The organism is Rathayibacter sp. AY2B9 (assembly GCF_002931595.1).
Lineage (GTDB): Bacteria > Actinomycetota > Actinomycetes > Actinomycetales > Microbacteriaceae > Rathayibacter.
Window position 1 is genome coordinate 12494 of the sequence record NZ_PSUB01000004.1, and the last position, 15586, is coordinate 28079.

The window sequence follows — 15586 nt, forward strand, 5'->3', positions numbered from 1 at the left end:
CGGGCCTTTCGGAGGGGTTCGCGTGGGGGTGACCGGTGCGGAGCGGGGAGCGTCGCGGGTCTCCCCGGTCGATCCTCCTGCCGCGCTGCCGTCGTGGGCCGGGCCGGCCGGGCTCCGCAGGAGCGGGCTCGGGGCCGATGGCGCCCCGGGCAGACTAGCGCAGGCGGGCTCGGCGGCTCGAGGAGGAGTGCTCGCGTCAACAGCCGTTGGTGACCAGGAAGGCCTTGAGGAACGCGCCCGTCTGGTAGACGTACTGGTTCACCAGGTAGTCCAGGCCCATCGGCTCCCCCGAGGGCACCATCGAGAGCTCGCCGGAGTAGCAGCGCTCGATGATCATCTCGGCGCGCACGAGGTGGGAGGCGTTGGTGATCACGATGACGTGGTCCCAGCCGTACTGCTCGGCCATGTCGCGCAGCTGCCGGGCCTCTCCCTGGGTCGTGAGCGGGTCGGCGGAGTAGCAGAGGACGTCGCCGCCGGGCTCGTTGCACTTCTTGTACTTCTTGGCCTCGTAGGGAGCGTTCATCTCGCCGGGGCCGACCGAGAGCACCATCGTGTCCGTCGCTCCGGAGGTGATGATCCGGCGGGCGAACTCGACGCGCGCCCTCGTGGACGGGCCGAGCACGAAGACCGCGTCCGCCTGCTCGGGGATCGGGTCGATCGGGGGCGTGACGTAGAGCGGGATCCCGGCGCCGAAGAGGGCGAGCACCACGAGGGGGACGAGCAGGAGCCGTCCGATCACGGTGCGAGCGCGGCTCCGGTGGCGTCTCGGGCGCTCCCGGGACGGCGGGGTGGACGGGCGGTCGCCGGTCGCGGTCGTGGCCGTGTCCATCGCGTCCTCCCTCTCGTCGGGACCGCCGCTCGCCCGCGGCGGGTGATCCACGACGCGGGTGCGACGGCGATCACCAGTGGAGAGCCCATCATCGCAGTGTTTCGGCGCGGGGTCGGCCCGGTGAACGCCCGGTCAATTCTCTCGCCCAGCGGCCCGGCCCGGGGCCGTGTCCAGAGTCGCCGGGTAGGGTCGCCGTTCCTCGACCGAGTAGCACTCCCCCTCGTCCATTCCGCGGACGGGCATTCCCGGAGTCCCCTCCCGATCCGACATCCGCCCTCCGATCCGTCGTCGACAGCGCGTGTGACCGTTCCGTGTACACGCATGCGCGGCGGTTCGCCAGTCCTTCAGCGGAATCGCTGATATTAGCCCGACCACCACGCCCGAATGGGGCACTACAACCTGAATCCGTCTCATCCAGCCATCAGTCGCAAGGCCCGTCTATAGCGTCGGGAGGACCAGCACCACCCCCTTGAGCAGCCCCCTCGAACCGCCCCCGACGCCCCCTCGAAGACCCGGAGCCGATCGTGAATCCTCAGACGACGCCAGACCCGACCCGCCCTCGCCGACGACGCGCACGCCTCTCCCTCACCACCGCTCTGATCGCCGCTCTCGGCATCCTGGTCGCCCCCCTCGCGGCGCCCGCCGCCTCCGCGGCCACTCTCGACCCGGGCGCCGGGCAGAGCACGCGGATCCAGGAGACGAACTCCTCGCTGACCTACAGCGGCTCGTGGCGCACGATGACGGGCGGCGACAGCGGCGGCGGGATCAAGTTCCTCAACAGCACCGGCTCCGTCTCGTTCAGCTTCCGCGGCACCGGCTTCAGCTGGGTCAGCCGCACCACCGCCTCCGCCGGCATCGCCACCGTCACGGTCGACGGCGCGAGCACCTCGGTCGACCGGTACACGAAGACGACGGCGTACCAGGTCCCGGTGTTCACGAAGAAGGACCTCGCCGACACCGTCCACACGGTCAAGATCGCCTGGAGCGGCAAGGCCAACAGCTCCGCGAGCGACAAGAACCTGGTCATCGACGCGTTCGACATCACCCGCGCGACTCCCGCCACCGAGGAGCCGACCGACGAGACCGGCGGCGGCGAGGACGACGGCCCCGTGCTCGACCCCTCCGGAGCGACCAGCCTCCTCGTGCAGGAGACCGACCCCGCGCTGCAGTACACCGGCTCGTGGAGATCGATGGCCGGCGGCGACAGCGGAGGCGGGATGAAGTACCTGACCTCCGCCGGATCGGTGAAGTTCACCTTCGTCGGCACGTCGTGGCGCTGGATCAGCCGGAAGACCTCCTCCTCCGGCATCGCCGCGGTCTCGGTCGACGGCGGACCCGTCACCAAGGTCGACCGCTACAGCTCGACCGCGCAGTACCAGGTGCCGGTCTACGAGACGACCGACCTCGCCGAGGGCACGCACACCGTGACCATCTCCTACACGGGGACGAAGAACTCCAAGTCGACCGACAAGAACCTGATCATCGACGCGTTCGTCCTCGCCGAGGACGGCCTCGCGACCGACGCCGTGGAGCTCTCCCCCCTGACCGACGGCTACACCGTCGCCTGGGACGCGCCCTTCAGCTCGCGAGTCGTCTCGTACGACGTGCACCGCTCGAACGAGGACGGCTCCGGCGACACGGTCGTCGGCACCGTCGCCGACCCGGTGCGCCAGTACCGCGACGAGACCGCCGAGGCGGGACGCGCCTACACGTACACCGTCACGGCGACCGACGACGCCGGCCGCGACTCGCGGCTGAAGGAGTCGGCCACCACCTCGGCCGACATCCTCGCCTCCCGCGCCTCGCTGCTCGCGGCCTTCGACTGCCCCGCCGCCACCAAGACGGTGTCGACCTCGGCGCAGCTCGTCACGGCCCTGACCAACCCCTCCTCCGGCGACGTCATCCGCCTGGCCGACGGCGTCTACACCGGCAAGTTCGCCCTCCGCGGCACCGCCGCCCAGCCCGGCTCGATCTGGATCTGCGGCTCGCCCAACGCGGTCCTCACCTCCGGATCCACCTCGAGCGGCACCGCGCTCATCCTGAACACGGTGAGCGACGTGCACCTCGTGGGCTTCTCGGTCCGCAGCTCCTTCCAGGGTATCCAGGTGCTCGCCAGCAAGGGCGTCCAGATGGCCGGCCTGACGGTGAGCGAGATCGGCTACGAGGCGGTCCACTTCCGCAACCAGACCACCGACTCCCTGATCGTCGGCAGCACCATCCGCCGCACCGGCATCGTCTCCGCCAAGTACGGCGAGGGCGTCTACGTCGGCACCTCCGACCGCAACTGGTGCGAGTACAACAGCTGCAACCCTGACCGCACGGCCCGCATCGCGGTCGTGGACAACGCGATCAGCGACACCGGCGCCGAGCCGATCGAGGCCAAGGAGGGCACCCTCGACGGCGACATCATCGGGAACACGGTCCTCGGCGGGTCGCGGCTCGCCTCGGACGTCGTCTCGCTGATCCTGGTCTCGGGCAACAGCTGGCTGGCCGCGGGCAACTCCGCCGCGGGCACCACCACCTACGGCTACCAGGTGATCACCCGCGCCGACGGCTCGGGCAACGACAACACCATCAGCGGCAACCTCGCGCTGAAGACCAGCAACGCGGTGGTCTACCTCCACCAGCCGTCCAACTGGTCCACCAGCGGCAACACGCTGAGCTGCTCCAACTCCGGGAAGGACCTGATCGGGAACGTGGCCTGCACGCCGTGACCTGATCCGCTCCCCGCGCGCAGAACCGCCGCCGTCGTCCCCTCGACGGCGGCGGTTCTGCGTGTGCCCGCCTCCCGCCGACCAGGGGCGGACGGCGGGGGTCGCGCCCGACGACCGCGACCACCGCGGACTCGCGAGGGCGCCGGCGGGCGCTCGGCGTCTCCGGGGCCGCAGGAGTGGGCCGGTCGGACGGTGACGCGATCAGAGCCCGGCTGACGCGCCCGCGCCTCTCCAGCACGCAGAAGTGGGCGGAGTCGCGCGCGGGTACCGCGACTTCTGCGGCCTCGCGGTGTCAGCGGGCTCCCGGGAGCCGGTGAGGCACCTGGTCCGGCCACGGCGGGCGCTGGAGAGGCCGGAGGAGGTCCGGAGGGGCCGGCCATGCCCTGGAGAGCCCGCACGGGCCCGCCCCGGAGAGCCCGCGGCCCCAGCACGGGGACGCCGCCTCCTCTCGAGTCCGCGGAAGTCGGCGTGCTCGCGTGCGACTGCCGCGACTCGTGCGGACTCGCGGGGTGAGAACGGGCTCGCGGGGGACGGAGAAGGGCCTGGTCCGGCCGCAGTGGGCGCCGGAGAGACTGGGAGGGCGGACGGGCCGGCCAGGCCTCGCAGAGCCCGCACGGGCCCGCCCCGGACAAGCGGTGCAGTCCCCGGACGCGGAAGAGCGCACCGCGGCCGGGGCCGGGGTGCGCTCTCCGCAGCGCGCGAGGACGCGATCAGACGATCGCGGGGGCCTTCTGCAGCTTGTGGCGGGCCAGGACGACCGCGCCGACCACGGGGGTGCCGGCGGTCTCGATCCAGTGCACGTCGGCGGCGGCCTGGGGCGAGTCGACCTTGCCCTCGATCAGGACGAGGACGGCTCCGTCGGCGACGCCGCGGAAGGTCGGCGACTGCTCGGTCGCGCCGAGAGTGCCGGTGACGATCAGGACGATGTCGTAGACCTTCTCGAGCTCCTCGACCAGCGCGCGGAGGGCGTCGGTCGGCATCGGCGTGCCGGCCTGGGCGCCACCCGCGGGGAGCAGGTCGACGCGGTCGGTCGAGCGCTTGATGATCGCGTCGTCGAGCGAGGCGGCTCCGGCGAGCACCTCGCGCAGGCCCGGGCGTCCGCCCGAGGCGGAAGCGAGAGCCGAGCCCTCGGCGGTGCCGTCCACGATCACGACGGACGAGCCGAGCACGGCCAGCGCCTTCGCGAGCAGCACCGCGCTGGCGGTGTGCGGGGTCTTCTCGGACGCCGGGGCGATCGCGAAGGAGGAGTACGAGCGGGTGCGCGCGATGGCGGAGAGCTCGAACGCGACGGCCGAGTAGCGGGCCGGGATCTCGGTCGAGTTCAGCATCTCGTCGAGCTTGGTGGCCTTGACCGGGACGATGCCCAGCAGCGGCCGGTCGATCGCGGAGCGGACGTCGTCGCCGCTGCGGAGGCGGCGGTCGAGGGCGGTCAACACGATCGCCACTCCCACGCCGACCACGGCGCCGCCGAGGATGCCGAGCGCGAGCAGGACGAGGATGCCACCGGTGACCGGCAGCTCCGGCGGGAGCGCCTGGCTGAGCACCTGGAGCTGGATCTGCGGGACGGCGACGCCGTTCGTGGTGGTCGTCGGGTCGGCCCCCTTCACGGCCGCGTCGAGCTGAGCGGCGACCGCGTTCGCGATGACCGCGGCCTGCTCGGGCGAGGGGTCGGTGGCCGAGATCGTGATGACCACGGACTCCGGCTCGGCGAGGACGGTCACGCGCTTGGCGAAGTCCTCGATGGGCTCGTCGATGCCGAGGCCGTCGATGACGCCCTGCAGGACGGTGTCCGAGGTGCCGAGGGCGACGGAGGTGACCGTGGCCTGGGAGGCGGCGCTGTTGGCCGCGACCCGGTCCGCGGTCGAGAGGACTCCGGACGAGGAGACCGCGACGTACACGCGTGCGTCCGCCTTGTACTGCGGGAGGAGGACGGCGTTGAGTACCAGGGCCGCCACGGCGCCGAGCAGAGCGAAGGCGACGATGTAGACCCACCTCCGGCCGATGCCGGCGAACAGTCCGTTCAAGGTCATGGTGTGTGGTGTCCCTTTCGTCGACTGCACCGGAGTGCAGGGGGTCTGACTGTAGCGTCGTGATGTGTCGTCCGCGTTGCGCGGAACCGGCCGCGAGGTTTCGCGCGGGAGCGGTGGATCAGAGGTGTGCCTGCAGGAAGGCGAGGATCGCCTTCTTGTTGTTCGGTGTGTTGTTCTGGAGCCCGTGGTGGCCGGAGCCGTCCACGCCGACCTCGGACGCCACTCCGGCGTCCTGCAGGGCGACCTGCATCGCGTCGGCCTGCTCGACCGGGACGAGCTCGTCCTCGGAGGTCAGCCAGATCTGCGGGGCGTCCGTGGAGTCGACCGAGGTGATCGGCGACGCGGGGATGCTCTGCGGGCAGGTCGTCGAGTCGATCTCGTCGCAGTCCAGGTAGGAGAGGATCTGCTCCTTCGCCTCGGGCACCGGCGTGCCCAGCGACATCCCGGTCTCGGTCATGTCGGCCACCGCCGAGAAGGCGACGACGGTCTTGACCCGCGAGCCCTCGGTGAGGGACCCCTCGCCGAGCGTGCCCATGGTCGCTCCGATGATCGCTCCGGCGGAGCTGCCCATCACGCCGATGCGGGCGGGGTCGAGGCCGAAGCGCGTGACCTGCGCGGGCTCGCGCAGCCACTCCACGGCGGCCTGCGCGTCCTCGATCTGGCCGGGGTACCGGCTGTCCTGGAGGAGGCGGTAGTCGACGGAGACCGAGACGAAGCCGCGCTCGGCGTAGTACTCGCAGAGCTCGGTCATCCCGCCCTCGTCGCGGGCGCCGTCGACGAACCCTCCGCCGTGCAGCATCAGCAGCGCGGGGCGGTCGGTGCCGCCCGCGGTGGGGAGGCAGGCGTCGGCCTTCAGCGAGACGCCGTCGACCGAGCGGTACTCGATCGCCTTCTCCGTCGTGAAGCCGTCGGGCGTGCGGACGGGCTCGGGCTGCGAGGAGCAGCCGGCCAGCCCGAGGGCGACGGCCACGACGGCCGCCAGGACTCCGGCTCTGCGTGCTCGTGTCGTCTTCACTCGTGGGACTCCGCTCTCTTCTTCTCGTAACTGGGGGAGGTGCCGGGCTCATCGGCCGGGACCGCGACGGGATCGGAGACGACTCCGGGGCCGCGCGCAGGGACGGGCACGGGCTTGCGCCGCTTGCCGGGGCCGCCGAGGGCGGCCGGGGGGACGTAGATCCACTTGACCTTCGAGAGGTAGCCGGTCACGAAGAGCGAGAGGACGACCGCGAGCACCATCACGACCAGCAGCAGCGGCACCTCGAAGCCGCCGATCTCGGAGCGGTCCTCGGGGAGGATCACCCGAAGGACCGTGATGGCGATCACGATGAAGTAGAGGTGCAGCAGGTAGATGTGCAGGCTGCGCTCGCCGCAGATCGTGAAGAAGTTCAGGAATCGCACTCGGGAGAGGGCCCGCGACACGAGGATGCCCATCGCGACGGCGGCCATCTGGCCGGCGAGGGCGAGGAACGGCACCCAGCGGATCGGGAAGAGGAAGAGCACCGCGCTCAGCACGACGAAGACCGGAGTGACGTAGAGGAACGCGCGGCTCCCCTTCTGCTCGACGAAGTCGATGATCCTCTTCGAGTAGAGCGTGCCCACCAGGAAGAAGACGAACAGGGCGCCGATGCGGTTCCAGCCCACGTTGGTCGTGTTGACGAGACCGGTGGTGAACATCGTCCCCATCACCGCGGCGATGGCGACCTGCACACGGTGGTCGACCTTGCGCAGGAGCCACGCGCCGAGCGTGAAGAGGACGAGGCCGTAGATGAACCAGTAGCTGCTGCTGGGCCAGAAGAACAGCAGGAGCAGGTTGAGCGGGTCGGTCGCGGGGAGCTCGCCGAGTCCGCCGTTCGCGAGCGGCACGACGAGGTAGAAGGCCATGCGGATCACGGACCAGACCACGTAGAGCCAGAGCAGCGGGTACAGCCTGCGACGCCAGAGGTCGGGGAAGCTCCAGGTGCGGATGCGCGAGCCGAAGAGACCGGACACCAGGAAGAAGAGGGGCATCGGGAACAGCTCGAACACGACCTTGATGCGGCCGAGAGTGTTCTCGACCCCGATGTCACCGAGGTACAACGACGTGTGGTAGTACACGACCATCAGGATGGCGGCACCCTTGGCGAAATCCACCCATTCGCGTCGGGCCCCGCCCGCAGGCTTCAGCAGCTTCATTCTCTCCCCCTTGTGCCCGGTCGTACCGCTCGTGAATTCCATCCGAGGTGAACAAGGCTCAGAGAAGGACGCAGGCTCGGTCGCAGAATACGACCGAGGATCAAGACTAAGGGTGTATCGTCCGCGCCGCACATTCGGCTGAATAGTGACGAGGACTCGATTGCCGGGAAGCGCACTCCGGCCTCTCCGCGCACCGGGGAGACGACGGTCACCGGCGTCCGTTCCCGGCGCTCATCGCCGCTCGGTAGAGCGCGGGCGCCGCGGCGGCGAGCCCGAAGAGGACGGAGCGCTTGAGGTCGCGCCGGCGCACGAGCGCGACCAGGTGCCGGAGTCCCGCCTCGTCGTGCGCGGCCCGCCAGAGCCGGTCGGCCTCCTCGGGGCTGTGTGCGCCCGAGGTGGCGTCCTTGAAGCGGGAGAGCAGGGAGAAGCGCGCGCGGTAGTAGGAGTAGTCCTGCGAGTCGAGGAGGCGCGGGTCGAGCCCGCGGGCCGTCCGCTCGATCACGGCGGCGAGCCCGGCGAGCGAGTCGGCGCGCTTCGCGCCCGAGCGGATGATCGAGCCCGAGCGGAGGCGGTACTCGTAGACGGAGTCGGGGACGACGACGACCTCGTCGGCCGCGGCGAGCAGCTGCGCGACCTGCGCCTGGTCCGAGTGCTGGCGGATCCGCGTGAACTCGATGCCGTCGAACAGCTCGCGGCGGAACAGCTTGTTCCAGAGGTGCCCGGTCAGCTCCCCGACCAGGAGCGCGGTGAAGGCGCCCCGGCCCGAGAGCGCGAGCGGGCCGCGCAGGGAGCCGACGGGCGTGGATCCGGTGGCGTCGACCGTGACCGCCTGGGCGACCACCACGTCGGCGCGGCCCGCCTCCCCCGCCGAGAGCATGGCCTCGACCGCGGTCTCCGGCCACTCGTCGTCGGCGTCGACCAGCCAGACCCATTCGCCGGCGGCCTCGCCGACAGCGCGCTCGCGAGCGGCGGCGACGCCCTGGTTCTCGTCCTGGCGGAGGTAGCGGATCCGCTCGTGCTCCTCGGCGAACGCGCGGCCGATCGCCTCGGTCCCGTCGGTCGAGGCGTCGTCGACCACGAGGATCTCGAGCTCGGCGTGGGTCTGCCGCAGCAGGCGCTCCAGGGCGGAGGCGAGGTGCGCCTCCTCCTGGTGCGCCGGGACCACCACCGAGACGAGGGTCACTTCTGCCCCACGACCCGGCGGAGCACCGTCTCGAGGTCGCGGCCGCTGGACTCCAGCGAGAAGCGGTCGAGCCAGCGGTCGATGCCGGTGATCTCGAGCTCGCTCGCGCGGATCAGCGCGTCGGCGAGGTCGGAGGCGGAGGGGGTGAGCGCGAGCTCGCCGGTCAGGCCGGGGACGATCGCGTCCGCGACTCCGAGCGCCCCGGACACGGCGACCGAGGGGACGCCGGCGGCGGCCGCCTCGACCAGCACGTTGCCGAAGCCCTCGCGCAGCGACGGGAGCAGCACGACGGCGTTCTCGTCGAAGTGGTGGAACCAGTCCTCGACCCAGCCCATGTCCTGGAAGTCCACGCCGCGCGCGGTCGCCTCCGCCTTCATGCTGCCGAGCAGCGGGCCGCCGCCGAAGGAGACGACCTTCGCGGGGATGCCGCGGCGCTCCAGCTCCTCGGCCGCGAGGATCGCGAGCTCGGGGCGCTTCTGGACGACGAGGCGGCAGGGCAGCACGATCTGCAGGCCCGCCGCGGTGCCGGGGGTGCGCGAGACCTGGCGGGAGCGGTCGACCTTGGCGGTCGCCGGGTTCGGCACGACGGTGCAGCGCTCGCCCGAGACGCCGAAACCGGCGACGAGCTCGCCTGCGACGGGGTGCGAGATCGCGATGACGTGGTCGGCGCGGCGGTAGAGCGTCTTGGCGAGCCCGAGCTGCACCTTCTGGGTCCTCGAGAAGCCCGGGATTCCGAGCGAGACGAGGTTGCGCTCGCTCACGATGGTCTTCGGGCGGTCCGCCTTCGCGGTCATCTCGGCCGAGGCCAGGAGCACGATGTTCGGGTAGCCCTGCAGGGCGACCGCGACGTCGGGGGTGCGGCGGCGGAACAGCTCCTTGAGCATCCGCGCCTTGCCGACGTGGCCCTTGCCCTCGCCGATGCGGTGCAGCACCGCGCCCTCGGGGAGGTACTCGTCGGTGCCCTTCACCGAGGTGGTGACGACGTCGACGTGGTGGCCCTGCTCGAGGAGCCAGCCCATCCAGGTGCGGGCGACGAACTCGGCACCGCCGCCGTGCAGCGACGTGACGACGAACATGATCCGCATGCGCGGTCCCTTCTCCTGCGCCGCGCTCATCGCACGACCTCCGCGCCGAGGCCGCGGGTGTTGAGCGCCGAGAGGCGGCGCACCTCGGGCATGGCCGCGTCGATGGTGGCGCGCACGCCGCCGTCGCCCGGCTCCGCGAGGATGCGGTCGATCACCGGGAGGACGCGGTCGGCGAAGCCGGGGACCGGCTCGACGCACAGCTGCGGCAGGCCGATGAGGCGCATGATGCCCTCGACCTTGCCCTGGGTGGCGAGGGTGATCGCGGGGACGCCGAGCGAGAGCGACATGATCGCGAGGTGCATGCGGCCGGTGACGGTCAGCAGGGCGTCCTCGGCGAGGCCGCGGATCTCGGCGGGCATGAGCACGCGGTCGACGACTGTGACGCCCTCGGATCCCACGCGCTCGGCGACCGCGCGGACGGCCACCTTGTCGTCGCCGATGGGGCGGGAGACGTGCGGGAGGAGCACGACGTGCACGCCGGCGGCGCGGAGGCGGTCGACGATGCGCTCGTACTCCGGCACCTGGTCGACCATGCCGGCGACGAGGGCGCTCGCGTTCACGAGCGCGAAGGGGACGCCCTCGGGCAGTCCCAGCCCCTCGCGGAAGCTGCGGTCGCGGGTGCGCGCCGAGAAGACGATGTCCGTGACCTCCTCGACGCGCTGCACGCCGATGCTCCGGGCGCGCTCCGCCGAGAGCGGGTCGCGGAGCATCGGGACGACGCCCGCGCGGGAGGCGGCGATCAGGGAGCGGCGGGCGGCGAGGCGAGCCGCCGCGTTCCAGGAGAAGCCGAGGATGCGCGTGGGCACCCCTGCCTCGGCGGCCGCCTGCGCGAGCAGGGAGCGGCGGACCGAGCCGCGGAGGCTGTACTTGCCGTCCATCATGTCGGCGCCGACGACCGAGACCGAGCGGGCGCGGCGGATCAGCGCGGCGTAGGCGCGGAGGTCGGCGGCGTGCGCGTCGCCCACTCCGTAGACCAGGTGCGGGAGCTCGACGACCTCGACCCGGTCGGCCTGCTCCTCGGGGATCACGACGTCGCCGGCGTAGCGCTGGACGACCACGACAGGACCGGTGGTGTTCTCGAGGAACGCCTCCAGCATCGCCTGGTCGCCGATGTTGCCGCTGCCGGGAGCGGCGATCACGAGGTGCGACTCGGGCTCGGGTCGGAGGTCCGCGAGGGCGGCGCGGAGCACCGCCGCGTCGCGGCGGGCGGGCAGGCGGGTCGTCGTGACGAAGTCCTTCTTCCAGGACTTGACGACGCCGAGCTTGAGTTTCATCGATCTCTTTCGGTGGGGGGAACGGCGGCGGGAGGCCGCTCGGAGTCGGGGGTGCCGGCCGTGACGGCTCCGTCGACCAGCGCGCTGTCACCGGTGGGGCTGGTGGCGTCGACCGTGGCCGGGGCGGGAGCGGCGGCCGGGCGGCTGCGGCGGAAGTGGCGGCGCAGGTCGGCGAGGCCGAGGATCTGGCGGCGGAACGCGGGGAGGATCAGCATCCAGAGCCCGACCCCGACCAGGACGGCGGCACCGCCCACGAGGAGGCGGAGGACGGGCTGGTCGGCGGCGATCCAGACGGTGGAGAAGAAGGAGCCGACCGTGATCGAGCCGAACGCGATGCCGCTGCGGAGGCCGTTGGTGAACATCTCGCGGGCGGGGGCGTCGGAGGTGCGGCCGATCCAGATCAGCGCGATCGGCCAGGTGAGGGCGAGCGAGCCGGCGTACGCGACCGCGACGCCCGTCACTCCCCAGTTGGAGCCGAGCAGGATCAGGACGACCATCAGCGGGCGGGTCGCCAGGCTGTACCAGACGCTCTGGCGCACGAGGCCCTTGGAGAGGAACACCCACCAGGAGCAGTACGCCGTGGCCTGGAAGAACCCGGCCACGAGCAGGATCTGGAAGATCGGGACCGAGGCGAGCCAGCGCTCCCCCAGCAGGATCCGGATGACCGAGTCGGACTGGGAGCCGAGGACGGCGAGCACGAGGCCCATCACCGTCAGCATCGCCGACTGACCGAAGAGGATGAACGTGCGGAACCGCTCGCGCTCGTCCTGCAGCTTGGAGAGCACGGGCAGGGCGACGCGCTGCGCCGGGGCGTTGAGCTGCTGCAGCGGCAGCATCATCAGCTGGAACGCGCGGTTGTAGAGGCCCAGGTCGACCGGGCCGAAGCGCGCGCCGATGATGACGGAGTCGACGTTCTTGCTCGCGTAGGTCAGCGCCTGGGTCGCGAAGACGCCGCCTCCGTAGCGGAGGAAGTGGCCCATCGCCTCGCCGCGGCGGTAGCGGCCGGGACGCCAGCCCGTGATGAAGACCAGCATCAGCACGCCGATGAGCGGCTGCACGACCTGGCTCGCGGCCAGCGCCCAGTAGCCGGCGCCGCCGAGCGCCATCAGCACGCCGACCACGAGGCCCAGCACCTGGCCGACGATGTCGACCAGGGTGAGCTTCACGAAGCGGAGGTGCCGGGCGAGGTCGGCGCGGAACTGCGTCGAGATCCCGTTGAGGAGGAAGGTCGAGGAGAGCACGACGGTCAGCAGCTGGAGCCGGTCGTCGCCGTAGAGGGCGGCGATCGGCCACGAGGCCGCGATGACCAGCAGGGTGAGGGTGAGGCCGATGCCCGCGTTCATCCAGAACAGATTGCTCTTCTGGCCCGGCGTGATCTCCTTCGCCTGGATGGCGGCGGAGGAGAGGCCGAAGTCGCGGAAGATCTCGCCGATGCCGATGATCGCCGTGACCATCGCGAGCAGGCCGTAGTCGGCCGGCGCGAGCAGGCGCGCGAGGACGACGATGCTGCCCAGCTGGACGGCGATGCGGATCGCCTGCCCGCCGATCGTGACGGCGGCGCCGCGGCTCGCGGAGCGGCCGAGGCTCGGAGACGGCTTCTGCGTGGTCCCGGTCATCGGGTCGAGCCCTTCTTGGTGGCGATCGCGCCCTCGTAGGCCTTCTTGAGCTGGAGTCCGAGCACGTCCCAGTCGCGACCGGAGAGAGCGGGGAGCCCCTCCGGCGGACGGGTGCGCGTGCGCTCGAGGGCGGAGGTGATCAGCTCGGGCGTGAGATCGCCGTCGTACTCGATCACCCAGTCGCTGCCGACCTCCTCGGCCAGGGCCGTGTTGGTGGGCGTGCGCGGCACCAGGATCGGCCGGCCGAGCGAGAGGGCGACCAGGATCGAGCCGGAGTTGTGCATCTCGCGGTAGGGCAGGACGATCAGCTCGGCCCGGCCGATCTCGTCGACCATCTCGGCGTCGTCGACCCGGCGGAGCGTGGTGCGCACCCGGGTGTCGCGGGCGGCCCGCTCCTCGACCAGCTCGCGCTGGCCCGTGCTGGGGCTGCCGACCACGTGCAGGGAGAGGGAGTCGTCCTCCACGCCGCGGAACACGTCCATCAGCTCGACGACGCCCTTGTACGGGCGGATGATGCCGAAGTAGAGGACGCGGCCGTGCTCGCGCTCGGGCAGCGGGTGCTGGGCGAACTGGTCGCGGTAGTGCCCGTGCAGCACGGTGACGGCGGGCGCCCGGCCGGGAGTGACGGTCGTGGGGTTCAGGCGGACGAACAGGTCGGTCGCGCGGTCGATCCGGGCCAGCGAGCGGCGCTCGGCGGCGGGACCGAGCTCGTGCGGGTGCAGGTTGTGCACCGTGCGCACGAGCGGGATTCGCTGGAGCGCGAGGCGCACCAGCAGCACGTCGAGGGCGCGGCGGCGCAGGAAGCGGTGCAGCGGGCTGCGGCCGCGGATCATCAGCTCGGGCCAGTGCACGTGCAGCACGTCGTAGTCGGCGAGCAGGGCGCTGCGCCAGGAGAAGAACAGCAGCTCGACGCCGGGCGCGAGGCCGTCGACGATCGAATCGACGTACTGCGTGGTCGAGTCCGGCGGCGCGAGCGACTGCTGGACGACGAGCGCGGCCGGCGACGAGTCGTTCCTGCGGGAGCGGCGGCTCACCGGTCGCCCCGCATCCCGACGGCCATCGGCGCGTCGAAGATCCGCGCCCCGAGGGGCTGGCGCATCCGGATGCCCTTGGAGAAGTCGGGGACGTGCACCGGGTTCAGGCAGATGATGACGAGGAAGCCCAGGAGCAGGTGGCTGGGGCGGACCGCGTCGATGGCGTTGTAGCCGGCGAGGCAGACCATGAAGCCGAGCAGGCCGGCCGCGGGGCCGACGTCGCGACGGCTGAGCGTGGCGCCGAACATCGCGGCCACCATGATCACGAAGAACAGCAGGCCGGGGATGCCGACGCTGATCAGCAGCTGCAGGAACGAGTTCTCGATGACCACGTCCGAGAACCGCCTGCCGCTGATGCCGGACGTCGCCGCTCCGGAGCCGAGCCAGTGCGTGAGCTCGGCCGCCTTCAGCGACACGGTCACCGCGAGGTCGCGGGCGCCGGCCGAGATGGAGGCGTCGAGGTTGTTGTTGCGGGCGGTGACGGGCTCGAAGTTCAGGACTCCGACGCCCGCGATGAGGCCGGCGATCAGGATCGAGCCGGGCCGGAGCAGCGAGCGGTCCGGGTTGAGGAAGCCGACGGCGACGAGCGCGACGACGACCGCGACGGCGATGGCCGCCATCGGTCCGCGCGAGACGGTCGCGACGACACCGCCCGAGGCCAGGATGCCCAGCAGCAGGTCGGACTTGCGGGAGCCCTGGAGCCAGGAGCCGAAGGCGAGCCCGGCGCCCACGGTGAGGAAGGTGCCGGCGAGCAGCGGGTGTCCGAAGGTGATCTCGGCGCGGTAGAGCGACCAGTGCTGGTCCTGCTCGTAGCCGAGGGCGCCGTAGACGGCACCGAGGATCGGGGAGCTCTGCGCGACCAGCTCGAGGGCGGCGTAGAGGGCGAGCAGCCCGGAGAGGATCACCCACGTCTTGCGCAGCAGCACGGCCTCGCGCTGGGCGTCGAAGACGAGCATCGGCACGCCCACGCAGATCGCGAAGCTGAACAGCCACGAGACGCCCTCGCTCGCGAAGGAGCCGCGCACCGTCGCCACGGCCGACCAGAGCATGAGGGCGATGAACGCGAGGATCACCACGGCCCGCCACGGGGAGAGCACGAGCTCGCGGGTCCACGCCTTGACGGGGGCGCGCCACAGCTCGGGAGCGAGCCCGCGCCGGATCGCCCAGATCACGAGGATGACGGCCCAGAGCGTCATGCGGAACGTCAGGGTCGAGGGGGTGAGCGGCGTCGGGACGAGCGCGAAGAACGCGAGCGCCATCGCCGGCAGCCAGTGCGCGGGGACCCGCAGCAGAACGTAGGCGCCGACGATGCCGCCGACTCCGGCGGCGATCACCAGGAGGCCGGTGGCCGGCTCCCGGGTCGAGAAGATGTACCCCATCCCGAGGACGATCACCAGGGCGACCGAGAAGAGCGCGCCGACGAGGAGTCGTCGCGGGAGGATGTCGATCACGTCAGGGAGTCCTTCTGGCGTCGGAGCGGAGTGGTGGAGGAGGGGGCGGGCGGTGCGGCGCTCACGGGAGTGGTCCCGTCGGCCTCGATGAGGATCGCGATGCCCTCGCGAGCCGCCTCTCGGCGGCTGGGACGCCTGCGATGCCGTGCCCTCCTCCTCCACTGCTCGACCCTGGCGCCGACCCCCGGGGAGGAGGGG

General features: G+C 71.6%; 11 protein-coding genes. 1 reads left to right on the forward strand and 10 read right to left on the reverse strand.

The genetic code is table 11. The features are described 5' to 3' along the window. Positions 1 to 196 precede the first annotated feature (196 nt). Positions 197 to 829, reverse strand: coding sequence for a YdcF family protein (locus tag C5C25_RS05375; RefSeq protein ID WP_104233546.1), 633 nt, complete (start codon positions 827 to 829; stop codon positions 197 to 199). 524 nt (positions 830 to 1353) lie between these two features. On the opposite strand from C5C25_RS05375, the gene C5C25_RS05380 reads away from it, so the two are divergent. Beyond that, complete coding sequence (locus C5C25_RS05380) at positions 1354 to 3543, forward strand: hypothetical protein (protein ID WP_104249970.1); 2190 nt, start codon at positions 1354 to 1356, stop codon at positions 3541 to 3543. 710 nt (positions 3544 to 4253) lie between these two features. Here the strand turns inward: C5C25_RS05380 and C5C25_RS05385 are convergent. From C5C25_RS05385 to C5C25_RS05425, 9 genes are all read right to left on the reverse strand, one after another. Further along, positions 4254 to 5573 (reverse strand): Wzz/FepE/Etk N-terminal domain-containing protein, encoded by a 1320-nt coding sequence (locus tag C5C25_RS05385; RefSeq protein ID WP_104237963.1) that lies wholly within the window; start codon positions 5571 to 5573, stop codon positions 4254 to 4256. Positions 5574 to 5691: 118 nt separating this feature from the next. After that, positions 5692 to 6588, reverse strand: coding sequence for an alpha/beta hydrolase (locus tag C5C25_RS05390; RefSeq protein WP_104247646.1), 897 nt, complete (start codon positions 6586 to 6588; stop codon positions 5692 to 5694). Further along, a complete protein-coding gene (locus tag C5C25_RS05395; protein WP_181133639.1) occupies positions 6585 to 7745 on the reverse strand; it encodes an acyltransferase family protein in 1161 nt (386 codons plus the stop codon). Before C5C25_RS05395 ends, C5C25_RS05390 begins: the two co-directional genes overlap by 4 nt. A 208-nt stretch (positions 7746 to 7953) precedes the next feature. Further along, the gene (locus C5C25_RS05400) at positions 7954 to 8928 is read right to left on the reverse strand and encodes a glycosyltransferase family 2 protein (RefSeq protein ID WP_181068399.1); all 975 of its coding nucleotides are present in this window, start codon (positions 8926 to 8928) and stop codon (positions 7954 to 7956) included. After that, the gene (locus C5C25_RS05405; RefSeq protein WP_181067812.1) at positions 8925 to 10013 is read right to left on the reverse strand and encodes a glycosyltransferase; all 1089 of its coding nucleotides are present in this window, start codon (positions 10011 to 10013) and stop codon (positions 8925 to 8927) included. The genes C5C25_RS05400 and C5C25_RS05405 overlap by 4 nt, the downstream gene beginning before the upstream one ends. Before the next feature lie 26 nt (positions 10014 to 10039). Further along, positions 10040 to 11287: a polysaccharide pyruvyl transferase family protein gene (locus C5C25_RS05410; protein WP_104233543.1), complete on the reverse strand. Its 1248-nt coding sequence runs from the start codon at positions 11285 to 11287 to the stop codon at positions 10040 to 10042. After that, on the reverse strand, positions 11284 to 12903 hold the full coding sequence (locus C5C25_RS05415) for a lipopolysaccharide biosynthesis protein (RefSeq protein ID WP_104233542.1): 1620 nt from the start codon (positions 12901 to 12903) through the stop codon (positions 11284 to 11286). Before C5C25_RS05415 ends, C5C25_RS05410 begins: the two co-directional genes overlap by 4 nt. Then, complete coding sequence (locus C5C25_RS05420; RefSeq protein ID WP_104249973.1) at positions 12900 to 13937, reverse strand: glycosyltransferase; 1038 nt, start codon at positions 13935 to 13937, stop codon at positions 12900 to 12902. Before C5C25_RS05420 ends, C5C25_RS05415 begins: the two co-directional genes overlap by 4 nt. Beyond that, positions 13934 to 15388: an O-antigen ligase gene (locus C5C25_RS05425; RefSeq protein WP_104249974.1), complete on the reverse strand. Its 1455-nt coding sequence runs from the start codon at positions 15386 to 15388 to the stop codon at positions 13934 to 13936. The genes C5C25_RS05420 and C5C25_RS05425 overlap by 4 nt, the downstream gene beginning before the upstream one ends. Between the last annotated feature and the right edge of the window lie 198 nt (positions 15389 to 15586).

Coding starts and splice junctions, on each gene's coding strand:
- C5C25_RS05375 (WP_104233546.1), bottom strand. CDS start 829: ATGGACACGGCCACGACCGCGACCGGCGACCGCCCGTCCACCCCGCCG.
- C5C25_RS05415 (WP_104233542.1), bottom strand. CDS start 12,903: ATGACCGGGACCACGCAGAAGCCGTCTCCGAGCCTCGGCCGCTCCGCG.
- C5C25_RS05405 (WP_181067812.1), bottom strand. CDS start 10,013: ATGCGGATCATGTTCGTCGTCACGTCGCTGCACGGCGGCGGTGCCGAG.
- C5C25_RS05410 (WP_104233543.1), bottom strand. CDS start 11,287: ATGAAACTCAAGCTCGGCGTCGTCAAGTCCTGGAAGAAGGACTTCGTC.
- C5C25_RS05395 (WP_181133639.1), bottom strand. CDS start 7,745: ATGAAGCTGCTGAAGCCTGCGGGCGGGGCCCGACGCGAATGGGTGGAT.
- C5C25_RS05385 (WP_104237963.1), bottom strand. CDS start 5,573: ATGACCTTGAACGGACTGTTCGCCGGCATCGGCCGGAGGTGGGTCTAC.